Annotated in this window: 14 protein-coding genes and 1 riboswitch; of the genes, 9 read left to right on the forward strand and 5 right to left on the reverse strand. The window is 75.2% G+C overall.

Annotated elements, in window-relative coordinates; genetic code table 11:
- Window positions 1-175: 175 nt before the first annotated feature.
- Complete coding sequence (locus tag ABD644_RS06360; RefSeq protein WP_344687828.1) at window positions 176-724, forward strand: DUF6448 family protein; 549 nt, start codon at window positions 176-178, stop codon at window positions 722-724.
- 21 nt (window positions 725-745) lie between these two features.
- On the opposite strand, the gene ABD644_RS06365 is transcribed toward ABD644_RS06360, so the two are convergent.
- The 4 genes from ABD644_RS06365 to ABD644_RS06380 all read right to left on the reverse strand — a co-directional run bounded on the left by ABD644_RS06365 (window position 746) and on the right by ABD644_RS06380 (window position 5809).
- Window positions 746-1636: a polysaccharide deacetylase family protein gene (locus tag ABD644_RS06365; protein WP_344687829.1), complete on the reverse strand. Its 891-nt coding sequence runs from the start codon at window positions 1634-1636 to the stop codon at window positions 746-748.
- Window positions 1637-1709: 73 nt separating this feature from the next.
- Window positions 1710-2264 (reverse strand): phosphatase PAP2 family protein, encoded by a 555-nt coding sequence (locus ABD644_RS06370; protein ID WP_344687830.1) that lies wholly within the window; start codon window positions 2262-2264, stop codon window positions 1710-1712.
- Window positions 2265-2315: 51 nt separating this feature from the next.
- On the reverse strand, window positions 2316-3374 hold the full coding sequence (locus tag ABD644_RS06375) for a flippase-like domain-containing protein (protein WP_344687831.1): 1059 nt from the start codon (window positions 3372-3374) through the stop codon (window positions 2316-2318).
- Window positions 3371-5809: a phosphatase PAP2 family protein gene (locus ABD644_RS06380; protein WP_344687832.1), complete on the reverse strand. Its 2439-nt coding sequence runs from the start codon at window positions 5807-5809 to the stop codon at window positions 3371-3373. Before ABD644_RS06380 ends, ABD644_RS06375 begins: the two co-directional genes overlap by 4 nt.
- 149 nt (window positions 5810-5958) lie before the next feature.
- Here ABD644_RS06380 and ABD644_RS06385 point away from each other — a divergent pair, with 149 nt between their 5' ends.
- The 4 genes from ABD644_RS06385 to ABD644_RS06400 all read left to right on the forward strand — a co-directional run bounded on the left by ABD644_RS06385 (window position 5959) and on the right by ABD644_RS06400 (window position 9853).
- Complete coding sequence (locus tag ABD644_RS06385; protein ID WP_344687833.1) at window positions 5959-6474, forward strand: hypothetical protein; 516 nt, start codon at window positions 5959-5961, stop codon at window positions 6472-6474.
- Window positions 6475-6518: 44 nt separating this feature from the next.
- On the forward strand, window positions 6519-8222 hold the full coding sequence (locus tag ABD644_RS06390) for an RIO1 family regulatory kinase/ATPase domain-containing protein (RefSeq protein ID WP_344687835.1): 1704 nt from the start codon (window positions 6519-6521) through the stop codon (window positions 8220-8222).
- A 195-nt stretch (window positions 8223-8417) separates the two neighbouring features.
- Window positions 8418-8669 (forward strand): hypothetical protein, encoded by a 252-nt coding sequence (locus ABD644_RS06395; RefSeq protein WP_344687836.1) that lies wholly within the window; start codon window positions 8418-8420, stop codon window positions 8667-8669.
- On the forward strand, window positions 8666-9853 hold the full coding sequence (locus tag ABD644_RS06400; RefSeq protein ID WP_344687837.1) for an HNH endonuclease signature motif containing protein: 1188 nt from the start codon (window positions 8666-8668) through the stop codon (window positions 9851-9853). The genes ABD644_RS06395 and ABD644_RS06400 overlap by 4 nt, the downstream gene beginning before the upstream one ends.
- Here ABD644_RS06400 and ABD644_RS06405 read toward each other — a convergent pair.
- Window positions 9850-10503: a TetR/AcrR family transcriptional regulator gene (locus ABD644_RS06405; protein ID WP_344688021.1), complete on the reverse strand. Its 654-nt coding sequence runs from the start codon at window positions 10501-10503 to the stop codon at window positions 9850-9852. The two genes, ABD644_RS06400 and ABD644_RS06405, sit on opposite strands and share 4 nt — an antisense overlap.
- 125 nt (window positions 10504-10628) lie before the next feature.
- On the opposite strand from ABD644_RS06405, the gene ABD644_RS06410 reads away from it, so the two are divergent.
- From ABD644_RS06410 to ABD644_RS06425, 4 genes are all read left to right on the forward strand, one after another.
- On the forward strand, window positions 10629-12098 hold the full coding sequence (locus tag ABD644_RS06410) for a flavin-containing monooxygenase (RefSeq protein WP_344687839.1): 1470 nt from the start codon (window positions 10629-10631) through the stop codon (window positions 12096-12098).
- Window positions 12098-12946, forward strand: a complete 849-nt coding sequence (locus ABD644_RS06415; RefSeq protein ID WP_344687841.1) for an SDR family NAD(P)-dependent oxidoreductase — start codon at window positions 12098-12100, stop codon at window positions 12944-12946. Before ABD644_RS06410 ends, ABD644_RS06415 begins: the two co-directional genes overlap by 1 nt.
- Before the next feature lie 4 nt (window positions 12947-12950).
- Window positions 12951-13592: a class I SAM-dependent methyltransferase gene (locus ABD644_RS06420; RefSeq protein ID WP_344687842.1), complete on the forward strand. Its 642-nt coding sequence runs from the start codon at window positions 12951-12953 to the stop codon at window positions 13590-13592.
- Between the two features lie 126 nt (window positions 13593-13718).
- Window positions 13719-13871: riboswitch (cyclic di-AMP (ydaO/yuaA leader) on the forward strand.
- Between the two features lie 86 nt (window positions 13872-13957).
- Window positions 13958-14722: an aggregation-promoting factor C-terminal-like domain-containing protein gene (locus ABD644_RS06425; protein WP_344687843.1), complete on the forward strand. Its 765-nt coding sequence runs from the start codon at window positions 13958-13960 to the stop codon at window positions 14720-14722.
- Window positions 14723-14839: the final 117 nt, after the last annotated feature.

A 14839-nucleotide genomic window follows, 5' to 3' on the forward strand; every position in this document is an offset into this window, starting at 1 on the left:
CTTCTCCCGGCGCGTGCGTGTCCGAGCACCGGCACGGCCGCCGGTCGCCGTCCAGCATGCCGCCCGAGGGTCGACGCCGTCCCGTCCGGACGGCGCCGATCCCGACGGCCTCCGGCCCCCCGACGCCACGACCTCCGGCCCTGGTGCGCCCGGCGACGGCGGAGAGCATGGCGTCATGCCTCCGCACTGCGACTCCCTCGACGGTCCGGTCGTCACCGCTGCCCGGCGTGCGCTCGCCGACAACGATCCCGGTGTCGTGCTGCCCTACGTTTCCGTGGTCGCCGAGGACGAGGTCCGACGGACCTTCGAGATGGCCGCGCGCGCCCGCGATCACGGACCGGAGGCCGCCGAGGTCGCCGATCGGTGGTTCTTCGAGACCGTCGTCCGCCTCCACCGGGCCGGCGAGGGGGCTCCGTTCACCGGCCTCAAGCCGGCGGGCCTCGACGTCGGACCGGCGATCCCCGAGGCGGAACGGGCGCTGGAGACCGGGTCGGCCGACCGGCTGGCCGATGTCCTCTGTGCGCTGGTCCGCGAGCAGGCGGTCTCCCGTCTGGCGGCTGCCCGCGCGCTCCGCGCGAAGGCCGGCGACGACGGCGTGGCCGCCGCCCGGGAGTCCGTGGAGGCGGCGCTGGGCCTGCAGGTGTGGGCGCACGGTGTCTACCGGCAGGTGACCGGTCCGGCGCACGGCCACGGCGCGGCGCACGGCTCCGCCGCCGAGGAGTGAGCGCGGGCGGCCCGGCTGGGCTCAGGAGCCGAGGAGGGCGTCGAGGGTGACGAAGCCGTAGCCGGCCGCGCGGATGCGGTCGATCATCTGCGGGAGCGCGTCGGCGTCGAAGGTCGTGCCGTCGTCGGGGTTGGACCCGACGTGCATGAGCACGATCTCGCCGGGTTGCAGTGCCGCGAGCACCCGGTCGGCGACGGACTGGGCGCTCCGCCCGCCGGCGGTGCCCTGCCAGCCGAGCGTGTCGACCGTCCACCGCACCGCGACGTAGCCGAGGTCGTTCACCGCGGCGATGGTGCGGTCGTCCCGGTCCCCGAACGGGAACCGGAACAGCGGCCGGGGGTCGGCGCCGGCGGCCCGGATCGCCTCCTGCGCGCCGACCACCTCGTCCCGCAGCGCCGCGTCGGACAGCGCCGGCAGGTGCGGGTGGGTCATCGAGTGGTTGCCCACCCGGTGGCCGCCGGCCCTGATGGCGGCGACCCCGTCCGGGTTGGCCGCAGCCCAGTCGCCGGTCAGGAAGAAGGTCGCTTCGACGTCCTCTTCGGCGAGGGTGGCCAGGATGCTCGGCAGCCCGGCGCTGCTGGCACCGGCGTCGAACGTCAGCGCGACCACCGGCTGGTCGGTCGGGATCGTCTCGACGTCGACGCCGAGGAGCCCCGCCGGCACGGCGGGCGGCACGGTGGGCGCAGGCGTGGAGGTGCTCGAGGGCGCGGCGCTCGAGGGTGCTGTGCTCGACGGCGCCGAGGACTCGGGAGCCGACGTCGGTGTCGTCGACGTCGCGGTGGGTGTGGCCGCCGGGCCCTCCGGCCGGTCGTCGCCCCGGGTGACCACCACGATGACCACCACGGCGGCCACGAGCAGCAGGGCCGCGGCGGCCAGCAGCCACCGGGCCCGCCGTGTCGTCGTCCTGATCACTCCTCCTCCTTCCGCTCCGGCAGCACAGCACAGCCGACCGTCACCGCGCGAGGCAGTGGCGCGCGGCAGCCGGTCAGCCGGGCCGCTCCGGAACGCCGACGGCGAGGTTGAGCAGGGCGCCGACGAGAAGGCCCGCGGCCGCACCGCCGACGACGTCGAGCGGCGCGTGGCCCCCGAGGTACACCCGCGCCACGGAGTTCAGCACCGCCAGCACGACCACCAGCACCTGCCAGCGCCGCCGCAGGTAGGGGAGGAGCAGCGCGACGATCCCGAAGGCGATGATCGCGTGGCCCGACGGGAACGACTCGCCCGCCGACGGGACGTCGCGCAGCATCGCGCCCGGGATCGTGGTGCCCGGGCGCTCCCGCTGGACCGAGGCCTTGAGCACCTCGTGCTCGATGCCGAGCTTCAGCGGGACCAGCGCGACCAGGGCAGCGGCCAGGCGCCACCGCCGCAGCAGGAGCGCCGCTCCCGCCACGACCAGGGGCATGCCGAGCACCCCGAGGGTCTGGAAGATCCACAGCGGCCAGCGCCACGCGTCGGGCCAGCCGTTGACGAACCGGAACACCGCCCGTTCCGGACCGTCGACCGTGCCGTCGGAGACCACCCAGGCCGATACCACGGTCACCGCGCTCGCGACGGCCGCCGTCCATACATCCGCCCAGCGCCGGCGCACGGTTCAGCCCACCGCGGGCACGGTGCCGGCGACCGGGGGCGCCTGCCCGGCGCCCCGCCGCCACGCCAGCCAGGCGGCCACCCCCAGCGGGATGGGCACGAACCAGGTCAGGAACCGGAACAGCAGGACGGCGCCGGCGGCCGCGTCGGCCCCGACGCCGACGGCGGTCAGCCCGGCGACGTAGCTGAGCTCGGCCACGCCCAGGGCGCCGGGGGTGATCGGCACGATCGTCACCAGGCGGGTGACGGAGAAGACGGCCAGCACCAGCAGCCACGGGGCGTCGGAGCCGTCGCCGTCGACGGTACGCAGGCAGACCAGCAGGACGAGGAACAGCGCGAGGTGGCTGGCGACCGCGGCGGCGCTCAGGTGCGGCCAGCGGTGCCGGAGGACCTCCAGCGAGTCGGCCCGGAAACGGTCGGTGCGCGCCACCCAGCCCGTGGGACGGGGCCGCCCGAGCCCGCCGGCCACGGCGCGGACGGCGCGCTCCGCCGCGGCGGCCAGGGCGACCGCGGCTGCCCGGTGCGTGAGCACCAGGACGAGTGCGACGACCGCGAGCAGCAGGACGGCGCTGCCGAGCACCGCGGCCACGGCCAGCGCGGCGGTCACGTCGGCGACCAACAGGACGCCGACCAACGCGAGGGCGGGCATCGCCAGCTTGACCAGGTTGTTCCAGACCCCGGCCAGCCCGATCGCCCGGGTGATCGCCCCCGCCGGGAAGCCGAACGAGTGGTACATCGCCACGGTGGTGCCGACGCCGAACGCGAAACCGACCGGCACCGTGTTGGAGATCGTCGTCGAGGCCAGGTCGCTCAGCAGGGCCTGCCGCAGGCGCAGTCCCGGCAGGGCAGCGGTCCAGAGCGGGGCGTAGGAGACGATGTTCGCGGCGGCGACGACCCCGACCAGCACCGCTTCCGGCCAGGTCAGCGACCGGACCAGCTGCCACGCCTCCGAGTAGTCGGCGATCTGCGGCAGCACGCCGGCGAAGACGGCCACGACGACGGCCACGGACAGGACGGTCCGGCCGACCGGACCGGTGAGGGCACGGCGCAGCCGGGGGCTCACGTCACGAAGCGGTGCTCGAACCGGCCCGAGAGCAGCGCACCGAGCGCGGCGGGGATCCAGAAGGTCAGCAGCCGGAAGGTGACGACCCCGGCGACGGCGGCCGCCAGCGGCGCACCCAGGGCGGTGAGGGCGAGCAGCAGGGCCACGTCGGCTGCCCCGGGCGCGCCGGTCACCGGCACCGCCGACCAGAGCAGGTGCAGGGCGGCGTACACCGTGGCCGTGGCCAGCACCGGCACCTGCCCGCCGACACCGTGCAGGGCCGCCGCGAGGGTGGCCCCCTCCAGGACGACGGCCGTCGCCGCCCACGCGAACTGGGCCCCGCGCCGCCACGGGTCCGAGCCGTGCCCGGCGTCGGGGGTGCGGGCCAGGGCCCGGCGCACCGCCTGGGTGACCAGCCGGGCCGGCGCCGGCGACCCCGGCTGCGTGGCCGCGGCGTGCCGGGCGGCCAGCCACTGCCCGGTGAGCACCAGCACCCAGGCACCGGCGCCCAGCAGGACGGCGGGCACCGCGGCCTCCGGCGCCCCCCACTGGCTGATCTCCCCCTCGACGACGGCGAGGACGAGCGTGACCAGGGCGACGAAGACAGCGGCCAGGATGGCGCCCGCGGAGAACCGGTCCATGGCCCGCCGGGCGGCGTCGGGCAGGACGCCGGCCCGCTCCAGGTACCGAACCGCCGCACGGCGCCAGCCGGTGTGGCCGTGCAGCAGGGAGGCGCCGTCGGCGACCATCGAGGCGCCGTAGGTCCGGCCCAGGGCGAGGCGCCGCTCGACGGTGAAGAGCCCGGCGGCCGCGGTGGCCGCCCGGGCGACGACGGCGAGCGCGAACGCCGCACCGAGCCACCGCCACCCGTTGTGCTCCACGGTCTCGAGGAGGGAGGCCGAGTCGGCGAGCAGGGGCACACCCACGAGCACCAGCGCGGCGCCGACGGTCACGGCGGCGACGGCCACCCGTCCCGCGGGGGCGAACTCGTACCGGTCGGGGTCGGGGAGGTCGAGCCGCGCGCGCACCGCGCGACGGAGCGCGCTCAGCCGCCCGGGCTGCTCCCGCTCCTCGTGGCGGGTCGCCGCGGACAGGGTCAGGGGCATCAGCCCGGTCAGGGCCTCGGCGACGACATCGGGGCCGAGCGCGTCGACGGCGGAGTCGGCCACGACGACGGGGTCCAGCCGCATGGCCAGCGAGGCCATGAGCTCGGCGACGTCGCCGGCCAGGTCGTCGTCGTCGGCGCCGGTCACGGCGTTGCCGAAGTCGACGAGCCACGGCTTGCCGTCGGCGTCGACGAGGACGCTGGAGGCCACGAGGTCGTGGTGGGCGATCCGCGCACCGCGCATCAGGGCCAGCTGGTGCCACACCTCCGCGAGCAGCCCGGGGGTCACGTCGTCGGGGAGGAACTCGTCGAGCGGCGTCCCCACCCGGTACTCCTGGACGAGGACGGCGCCCTTCTGGTTGCCGCGGGCGAGCAGCACCGGCGGCACCCGGACGCCGCGCTCCCGGGCGGTCATGGCCGCGACCGCCTCGTGCTCGGCCTGCTGGCCGAGCGGGGCCACGGCGTCGGCGTCCTTGATGTCCCGGACCGCGACGACCCGGTAGAGGCGGTAGAGCCAGTCCCGCTCGAACCGGTCGGGGTCGAGGACCTTCACGTAGACCCGGCGTCCGGTCTCGTCCACGGCCTCGAACGGGTGCGAGCTCCGTGCGACCACCGTGGACCGGCGGAGATCCCGCACGGGCAGGCCGTACCGCGCCAGCAGCGCGCCCACTCGCCGGGCCGACGGTTCCCAGCGGGGCAGGCCGAAGGCCCAGTGCACGAGCGAGCCGATCGCCCACCCCGCCGCGGCGCCGCCGATGATGTCCAGCGGCAGGTGGGCGCCCACGTAGATCCGGCTGATCGCGACCGCCGCGGCCACTCCCCACGCGACGCGGCGGGTGCGCCGGGTGAGGTAGGGCGCGGCGGCGGTGGCCAGCGCCGCGGCCACCGCGGCGTGCCCGGAGATGAAGCCGAGGCCCTCGATCGGTCCCTCGGGGAAGAACGGGTCGACCGCGAAACCGCCCGGCCGCTCTCGCCGGACCAGGCTCTTGATCAGGTCGGCGGCGACGTAGGCGAGCAGCCCGGAGACCAGCAGGTCACGGGCCATGCGGAACCGCCGGGCGAGCGCCGCGACGGCGGCCAGGATCGGGACGGCCACGACGTTCCCGAGCTGCATCACCGCCCAGACGACCGGGAAGAACAACGGCGGCAGGTCGTTGATGATCTGGAACACGTCGCGCTCGAACACCGACAGCTGGCCGCGCTGCGCGATGAGCAGGCCGATGCCGACGATCGCCAGGCCCAGGCCCACCCGCACGAGGTCCACCGGGTAGCGGTGGACGACCGATCGCCGCCCGCGGGCCGGCTGCCCCGGCTCGACGGCAGCCTGGCTCGCCGCGACCCGTGTCGTCATGCGACCAGTTCACTCGGGGGCGCAAGCCCCGCGTCAGGGTCTTCGGGCCCGGGCGGGCGGGCCCGCCGTCCCCTCGGGTCCTCCGCCGGTCCGGCCGGGCCGTTCGCCCCTGCCCGCCGGCGCGGCCGCCCGCGACGGTGGCAGCGTCCATGCCGCCCAGGAGAGGGTTCGCCATGTCGGGGGCGCGGCTCACCCGTGACCAGGCCACGCAGCTCGCCGTCGCGGCGACGGTCTACGCGGGCCTCACCGGTCTGGCGTTCGCGCGACCGGCAGCGGGGCGGCGCGCGCTGGGCCTGTTCTTCGCGCTCATGGGTCTCGGGGTCAACGGCGTCCTCACGCTGCGGCCCCCCGCGCAGTTCGCCGCGCTGGCCGACGGGGCGCCGTGGGGCTGGTACCGGGCGGTGGGCCGTGGGCTGACCGTGCCGGCGCCGCGGGTCTTCGGTGCGGTCATGGCCGCCGGCGAGTCCGCACTGGCCGCCGCGATCCTGAGCCCGGATCCGGCGGCGCGGGTGGGATTGCTCGGTGCGGCCGCGTTCGCGGTCGGGATCACGCCGCTGGGCGCCGCCACCGCGGCCAACCCGGTGCTGGCGGCGGGAGCCCTGCACCTCGCTCGCCGGGAGTGGGACCGGGCGGCGTTCGCGCGCTCCCGGCCCTCGATCGCATGAGTTCCCGCGGGGTCGGGCAGGCTCCGGTCGGGCAGGCTCCGGTCATGGCCGCATCCGGGACGGGGGAGGGCGGGCCCGGCCGGCCCGCCCGGATCGGCCGCCTGCGCCGGCCGTCGCCGGCCTCGGAGTTCCGGCGGCCGTCGGGCCGGGACCGCTCGCTGCGGGCCCGTGTGCCGCGACGGGCGTGGTGGTGGGCGGGTGCTCTGGTCGCCTCCCTCCTCGGCCTGGTCCTGGTGACCCTGCTGACCCGTGGCCGCGGGCTGACCGAACTCGACCACCACCTCGACGACCTCATCCGGTCGGTGGGCGCGCGGGAGCAGCTGGAGGACGTGCAGACGGCCGCCGTGGACACCGGCTACCGGGTCATCTGGGTTCCGACGGTGATCGTGCTCGCCTGGTTCGCCCGGTGGCGGCACCTGCTGGTCTACGGGGGCACGATCTCCCTGATCGCGGCCGTCGCCCAGGTGGGCGCGGGGGAGAGCGCCCTGGCTCGCGTCGTGCGCTCCGGCGTCACCGGCTCGGAGGAGCAGCTGTACCTACCCGCGTGGCCGGTGCTGGTCCTCGCCTCCGTCGCGGCCGGCAGCGTGCTCGCGCTGTCCCCGGCCGGCCGGGCCCGCCGATGGGGGTGGGCCGTGGTCTCCGTGCTGCTCGTCCTGTACATCGTGCTGCGCGGGGCGGTCGACCTGGACCCGGTGGCCGTCGGCGGGCTGAGCGCGCTCGCCGGCACCAGCCTGGTCGCGCTCGCCTTCCTGCTCCTGGCCCCGGAGCGGGACTTCCCGGTGGTCTACCACCGGGAGGTCAAGGCCCACCTGCGGCTGGAGGGCGAGCGCACCGAACGCGTCCGCGCAGCCGTCCTCGACCAGCTCGGCCTGGATCTCGCCGCCCTGGAGCCGTACCGGCTCGACGGGTCCGCGGGCTCCACCCCGTGCCGGCTCCGGTTGGCCACCGGTCCGCCCGAGTTCCTGTTCGGGAAGCTCTACGCGAGCAACCACCTCCGGTCGGACCGTTGGTACAAGTACGTCCGCGTGCTGCGGTACGGCCGGCTCGAGGACGAGGCGCCGTTCTCCTCCGTCCGCCGGCTGGTCGAGCGCGAGGACTACTTCCTGCGACTGCTCCGCGACGGCGGGGTGCGGGTGCCCGACCCGGTCGGGGTGGTCGAGGTCGTGCCGGGTCAGGAGTACCTGCTCGTGTGCGAGCTCGTGCCCGACGCGGTCGAGATCCTCGACGGCCGTGGTCCCGACGGACAGCTGACGGACGTGGTGATCGACGACGCCCTCGTCCAGATCCGGCTGATGTGGGCGGCCGGCGTCGCGCACCGCGACATCAAGCCCTCGAACGTGCTCGTACAGGGGAACCGCGTGTACCTCGTGGACGTCTCGTTCGGCGAGACCCGGCCCTCGCGCTGGCGGCAGTCGGTCGACCTCGCCAACATGCTGCTCATCCTCGCCCTGGGCGCGACGCCGGAGCGGGTGGTGCAGCGGTCCGCGGAGCTGTTCGACCCCGAGGAGGTGGCCGAGGCCTTCGCGGCCACGGGGTCGGTCACCCTGCCCCGCCAGCTGCGCCGGCTCGTCGACACCGGGGATCGCGACCTCGTCGAGGAGTTCCGCGCGCTGCTCCCTCCGGTGCGGCCGGTCCGGATCCAGCGGTGGAGCACCCGCCGGGTGCTCCTGGCGCTGGCCACCGCCGGCGGCCTGCTGCTCGCCGCAGCCGTCGTCGTGCTCAACCTGCGCGCCGGCGGGTTGCTGTAGCTCCGGGTCCGCGTCCCGGAGCCGGCTGCCGTTCGGGCCGGATCGCCGTTCTCGCCTGATGCTTCTGGCGTGTTCTTCGTGCTCCGGGGGTCCTGCAGAACTGCTGGAGCAGGAGGAACACCCCAGGAGTGAGGTGTTGCTGAACCCCCTGGTCGACGCGGTGAAACTGTCGTACCCCCGCCATACCGTGTCGGTGTGTCTCGGATCTCGGGCTCCTCGACTTTCGAGGGCGTGCTGATCGACTGGTCGCTGGGCCAGCCGGTCGAGCCGCCGCAGCTGCCGGTGGAGTTGCTGTCGAAGCGGCAGGCGGCCGCGGAGCTGGCCCGGCGGCAGCGGCGGCAGGCGATGGACGCCGCCTACGAGGCGGAGCTGATCCTGCGGCTGGCCGAGCTGACCCCCGACGATGACGACCCGCAGCCCGGCGCGACGACGAGGCTTCCGGGGTGAGTGAGTTCTTCGCCGGGGAGCTGGCGCTGGTGCTCAACCGCGGCCGCGGTACCGCGAGGCATCTGCATCACCGGGCGTTGGCGTGGCGGGAGAACCTGCCCGCCACCTACGCGGCGCTGGCCGCCGGCGACCTGGACGTGGCGCGTGCGGGCGCGCTGGCCGACGTGCTCGGCTCCACCCGCCCCGAGCTGGCCCGGGCGGTCGAGGCCCGGCTGCTGCCCGAGGCGGTGGACCTGTCGGTGGCCCGGCTGCGGGCCCGCGCCCTGGAGCTGCTGGCCGAGCTGGACGCCGCGGCCGCCGACCAGCGGCGCGAGCAGGCCGAGCGCCGCGCGGACGTGTTTCTGCAGCCCGGGGCCGACGGCATGGCCACCCTGGGCGCGGAACTGTCGGCCGACGAGGCCGCGGAGGCCTACGCGGTCATCGATCAGCTCGCCCGGCTGGCGAAGGCCGACGGCGACCCCCGGCCGATCGCCCAGGTCCGCACCGAGCTGTTCTCGCTGCTGCTGCGCCGCCCCGGCGGGCCCGGCCAGCCCGGCGTGGCCGCGCAGCTGACCATCACCGCCACCCTCGATTCCCTGGCCGGCGCCGCCACGACCGCCGGCACCGTGAACGGGCTGGCGATCACCGCCGCACACGCCCGCGAGCTGCTCACCCGCATCGGCGCCCTCGGCCTGCACGCCCCCGACGGCGGCAGCCTCACCTTCGCGGTCACCGACGCCGACGGCCGGCTGCTGGCCACCACCACCGTGGCCGAGCTGCTACGGGTGGCCACGACGGGCTGCGCCGAACACCCCGGGGCGGACTGCGGCTGCCCGGTGCTGGGCGCGCCCGCCGCCACCCACGGCTACCAGCCCACCGACCGGCAGCAGACCTTCACCCGCACCCGGGACCGCACCTGCCGGATGCCCAACTGCGGGCAGCGGGTCGGCTGGGCCGACCTGGACCACGTCGTCGCGCACTCCTGCGGCGGGCCGACCACCTGCACCAACCTGTGCTGCCTGTGCCGCTCCCACCACCGGCTCAAGACCTTCGCCCCCGGCTGGCACTTCGTCATGGAGCCCGACGGCACCCTGCACGTCACCACCCCGACGGGCATCACCCGCACCACCCGGCCACCGGGCCTGCGCAGACCCCCACCCGAACCACCACCGGACCAACCCGACGACGACCCACCGCCGTTCTAGCTGCCGCTCGGAGCGGAGCTCCCGTAGATGGCACCGAGCCAGACGTCGAGGAGGACGGTCACGACGTCGGACTCCGCGACCGCGGGTCCGTCGCCGCTGAAGGTCGCGTACAGCACCCGCTCGTTCATGGAGTTCAGCGCGACGGCGAGGTCCCGGGCGGGCACGCCGGCACGGGCGGCGCCCCGGGCACGCTCGCTCTCGATGGCGGCCGCGCACCGGTCCACCCAGCCGTCGAAGACGCGCGCCCACAGCTCCCGCACCTCGGCGTTCGTCGACCGGGCCTCGGCCCAGGCCAGCGTCAGGCCCCGGTGGGCGCGGAACGTCTCGTAGTACGCGGTGATCGCCCGCCGCCACCCCTCGCGGGCATCGCCCGCCGGGGAGTCGAACGCCGCGCGGGTGGCGGCGTCGGCCTCGGCGACCACGCGGTCCAGCAGCGTCAGCAGGACAGCGTCCTTGGACGCGAAGTAGAAGTAGAAGGTCGGCCGCGAGATGCCCGCACCGCGCGCCAGGTCGTCCACCGACACCGCGGACAGCGGCCGGGCCGCGAGCAGCCGCTCGGCGGTGGCGAGGATCGCGAGCTCGCGGTCGTCACCGGAGGGACGGGCGGCTCGGCGCCCACGAGCGGCAGCTGGGGACCGGCCGGCGGGCATCGGCACGTGACCGAGATTACCGTCGTCGTGCCCGTCTCTCAACACCACGTTGACTCGTTCGACAGGACGTCGATACCGTCGCCGGGGGACGCTTCCGCAGCCCCCGCTACTTCTTGGAGTGCACCGTGGAGCATGTCGACGTGCTGATCGTCGGCGCCGGGTTGTCCGGCATCGGCGCCGCCTGCCACCTGCAGGAGGAGTGCCCCGACAAGAGCTACGCGATCCTCGAGTCGCGCGGCGCGGTCGGCGGCACCTGGGACCTCTTCCGCTACCCCGGCGTCCGATCGGACTCCGACATGTTCACCCTCGGCTACGCCTTCCGGCCCTGGAAGGACAGCAAGGCGATCGCCGACGGCCCGGCGATCCGCCGCTACATCGAGGAGACCGCGGCCGAGTACGGGGTGACCGACAGGATCCGGTTCCACCACCGGGTGCAGTCGGCCGAGTGGTCCAGCGACGAGGCCCGCTGGACGGTCACCGCCGCCCGCTCCGACACCGGTGAGACGGTGCGGTTCACCTGCTCGTGGCTGTCCCTGTGCTCCGGCTACTACCGCTACGACGAGGGCTTCCGGCCGAGCTTCCCGGGCGAGGAGCGCTTCGCCGGGCAGTTCGTGCACCCGCAGCACTGGCCGGAGGACCTCGACGTCACCGGCAAGAAGGTCGTCGTCATCGGCAGCGGCGCGACCGCGGTGACGCTGGTGCCCACCCTCGCCGACCGAGCCGAGCACGTCACCATGCTGCAGCGCACGCCGAGCTACATCCTGTCGCTGCCCGGCCGCGACCCGCTGGCGCAGGCCCTGCGCAGCCGGCTCCCCGCGCGCCTTGCCTATCCCATCGTGCGGTGGAAGAACGTGCTGCTCTCGACCGCGTTCTTCCAGTTCAGCCGGCGGTGGCCCACGGCCGCCCGGAAGGTCATCCGCCGCCTCACCCAGAAGCAGCTGCCGAACATCGACGTCGACACGCACTTCAACCCGCCCTACGACCCCTGGGACCAGCGGCTGTGCCTGGTGCCCGACGGCGACCTGTTCCGCGCTCTCCGCCGGGGGACGGCGTCCATCGCGACCGACCGGATCGCGACGTTCACCGAGAAGGGCATCGAGCTGGAGTCCGGAGCGCACCTCGACGCCGACGTCGTCATCACCGCGACCGGGCTCAACCTGCTCCCGATGGGCGGGATGTCGCTGACCGTCGACGGCAAGCCGGTCGACGTCTCCGGGCGGGTCTCCTACAAGGGCATGATGCTGTCCGGGGTCCCGAACCTGGCGATGGTGATCGGCTACACGAACGCCTCCTGGACGCTCAAGGCCGACCTGGTCAACCGCTACGTCTGCCGCCTGCTGCGACACCTCGACGAGCACGGCTACGTCTCGGCCACGCCGGTGGCCCCGCCCGAGGGTGGCGACGAGCCCTTCCTCGACCTCGCGTCCGGGTACGTGCAGCGCAGCCTCGGCGCCCTGCCCAAGCAGGGCTCGCGCAAGCCCTGGAAGCTGCACCAGAACTACCTGCGCGACGTCGCCCTCATGCGCCGTGGCCCGCTCGACGACGAGGGCATGACCTTCCAGCGCGCGGCGGCGCCGGCCCGGCGGGCCGCCTGATGGGCCCCTACCGCTTCGGGGGCGGCACGGCCGTGGTCACCGGCGCGGCCAGCGGCATCGGCGAGGCGCTGGCCGAGCAGCTGGCGACGCGCGGCAGCGACCTGGTGCTGCTCGACCGGGACGCCGAGCGGCTGGCCGCCGTTGCCGGCCGGATCCGGGCGGCGCACCCGTCGCTCGCCGTCGCCACCACCGTCGTCGACCTGGCCGACGACGACGCCACGGTCCGGGTGGCGGCCGACCTCGCTGCGGCGCACCCCGACGTGACCCTGCTGGTCAACAACGCGGGCGTGGCGCTCGGCGGCCGGTTCGACCAGGTGACCGCCGACGAGTTCGACTGGCTGATGTCGATCAACTTCCGCGCCGTCGTCACGCTGACCCGCGCGTTCCTGCCGGCGCTGAAGGCCCGTCCCGGGTCGCACCTGGTGAACGTGTCGAGCATCTTCGGGATCTTCGCCCCGCCCGGGCAGGCGGCGTACGCGGCGAGCAAGTTCGCCGTCCGGGGATTCAGCGAGGCGCTGCGGCACGAGCTCGCCGAGAACGGCGTCGGCGTCACCGTCGTCCACCCCGGCGGCATCAAGACGCGGATCGCCGAGACCGTCCGCGTCGGCTCGGGGGTGTCGGCCGAGGAGTACGAGCAGGGGCGCGCGCAGTTCGCCAAGCTGCTGACGATGCCCCCGGAGAAGGCGGCGGCCCAGATCGTGGCGGCGATCGAGCGGCGCCGCCCGCGGCTGCTGATCGGATGGAGCGCCAAGGTCCCCGACGTGCTGGTCCGGCTGCTGCCCGGCTCCTACTGGCGGCTGATCGCGCGACGTGCCGGCCGGCAGGTCGGCCCTCCCGCGCGAGACTGAGCAGGTGTCGAGCCACGTTCCCGCCGACTTCGTCCGCCGGTACACCCGGCTCGAGCGGTCCGCTCTCGTGCCGGAGGTCCGGCTGCACGTCGCCGCCGACGTCGTCGCGCTGTGGGAGGCGATGGAGAGCGAGCAGGTGGGGCCGGCCGAGGAACCCCCCTTCTGGGCCGCCGCCTGGCCCGGCGGCCAGGCGCTGGCCCGCTACGTCCTCGACCACCCCGAGGTGGTGGCCGGGCGCAGCGTGCTCGACCTCGGGGCGGGCAGCGGCCTCGTCGCCGTGGCCGCGGCGCTGGCCGGCGCCCGCGCGGTGCTCGCCAGCGATCCCGACCCCTACAGCGCCACCGCGGTCGCGGTGAACGCAGAGGCCAACGGGGTCGCCCCGATCGCCGTCGTGGGCGACGTCCTCGACGCGGAACCGCCGGACGTGGACGTCATCCTGGCCGGTGACGTCTGCTACGACCGGGCGATGACCGAGCGCGTGCTGCCGTTCCTGGGGCGCGCCTGGCTCGGCGGGGCCGTGGTCCTCCTCGGGGACCCGGGGCGGCCCTACGTCCCGCGCGAGGGGCTGGTCGCCGCGGCCACGTACGACGTCCCCGACACCGAAGGCCCGCTCGTGCGCCGGACGACGGTGTGGCGGCTGCCCTGACGCACCGACGCGATCCTCGTCACGCCGGGAATTCGACGTTTCGATTGTCACGGTGCGGTAACGGCGGTTACGTTGGGGCGGTCCGGCCGGTCGTCGTGTCCCCACCCGGGGAGATCCGCGCTGGACGCCGCTGAGTCGCCGACCCTCCGGGGAAGGCGAGCCGGGGACCCACCGCAGTACTGGGGTGAATCCAGCCCGCGAGCGTCAGCTCGGGGCCGGTAGGGCTGCTTCCCGCCCGAACCCGTCAGCTAACTCGGTAGGCGGCTACACGGAAGAACGCGTCGCAGGGGCACTGCCTGCCTGGCATGCCGTCCTGTCGCGCCCTGACGCCCTCGGAGTCGTCCCACCCCATGAACCTCCGCACCATGATCCGTCCGCATGCCCGCAGTGAGCGCGGTACCGGAGCGCACCGTCGCCCGCCGAACACCGCCCGTCGTCCCGCGCTCTACCTCAGCGTCGCCGCCGCCGGCGCGCTGATGGTCAACGTGCTCGCCTCCGGCGAGCCCGCCGCCCAGGCCGACGGCGCGCAGCTGGAGTCGGTCAGCATCGCCGAGCAGCTCGGCATCCAGGGCGGGGGCGGCACCGACGCCGGCTCGGCCGTCATCGGCGAGGACGCCGCCCACTCGCTCGGGCAGCTCGCGGCCAGCCGGGCCGAGCGCAGTGCCGAGCAGACCGCGGCCGCGCAGGCCCAGGCCGCCGCCGACCTGGCCGAGCAGCAGCGGCTCGCGGCCGAGCAGGCCGCCGCCGAGGAGGCCGCGCGCGTGGCCGCCGAGGAAGCCGCCCGGGCCGCGGCCGAGGAGGCCGCGGCGGCGGAGGCCGCGCCGGCCGCGACCGCTCCGGCCGGCTCCTTCCAGGACTACGCGCTCGCGCAGCTCGGTGGCGACGCCAACCAGTTCTCCTGCCTGGAGAGCCTGTGGGGCAAGGAGAGCGGCTGGAACCCGAACGCGCAGAACCCGACGAGCACCGCGTACGGGATCCCGCAGTTCCTCGACTCCACCTGGGCCGGCACGGGGATCGCCAAAACCTCCGACGGCTACCGGCAGATCGACGCCGGGCTGATCTACATCGAGCAGCGGTACGGCTCGCCCTGCAGTGCCTGGGGGCACTCGCAGGCCAACAACTGGTACTGAGCCGCCCCCCAGAACCACGCACGACGACGCCCCCGGTCCGCGGACCGGGGGGGTCGTCGCGTCTGCGAGCGGGGTCGTCGCGTCTGCGAGCGGGGTCGTCGCGTCTGCGAGCGGAGT

Source organism: Blastococcus jejuensis (assembly GCF_039534705.1).
Lineage (GTDB): Bacteria > Actinomycetota > Actinomycetes > Mycobacteriales > Geodermatophilaceae > Blastococcus_B > Blastococcus_B jejuensis.

Excerpts from the sequence above, each read along its gene's own strand:
- ABD644_RS06380 (WP_344687832.1), bottom strand. The coding sequence starts at position 5,809 with ATGACGACACGGGTCGCGGCGAGCCAGGCTGCCGTCGAGCCGGGGCAG.
- ABD644_RS06405 (WP_344688021.1), bottom strand. The coding sequence starts at position 10,503 with ATGCCCGCCGGCCGGTCCCCAGCTGCCGCTCGTGGGCGCCGAGCCGCC.
- ABD644_RS06385 (WP_344687833.1), top strand. The coding sequence starts at position 5,959 with ATGCCGCCCAGGAGAGGGTTCGCCATGTCGGGGGCGCGGCTCACCCGT.
- ABD644_RS06415 (WP_344687841.1), top strand. The coding sequence starts at position 12,098 with ATGGGCCCCTACCGCTTCGGGGGCGGCACGGCCGTGGTCACCGGCGCG.
- ABD644_RS06425 (WP_344687843.1), top strand. The coding sequence starts at position 13,958 with ATGATCCGTCCGCATGCCCGCAGTGAGCGCGGTACCGGAGCGCACCGT.
- ABD644_RS06360 (WP_344687828.1), top strand. The coding sequence starts at position 176 with ATGCCTCCGCACTGCGACTCCCTCGACGGTCCGGTCGTCACCGCTGCC.
- ABD644_RS06390 (WP_344687835.1), top strand. The coding sequence starts at position 6,519 with ATGGCCGCATCCGGGACGGGGGAGGGCGGGCCCGGCCGGCCCGCCCGG.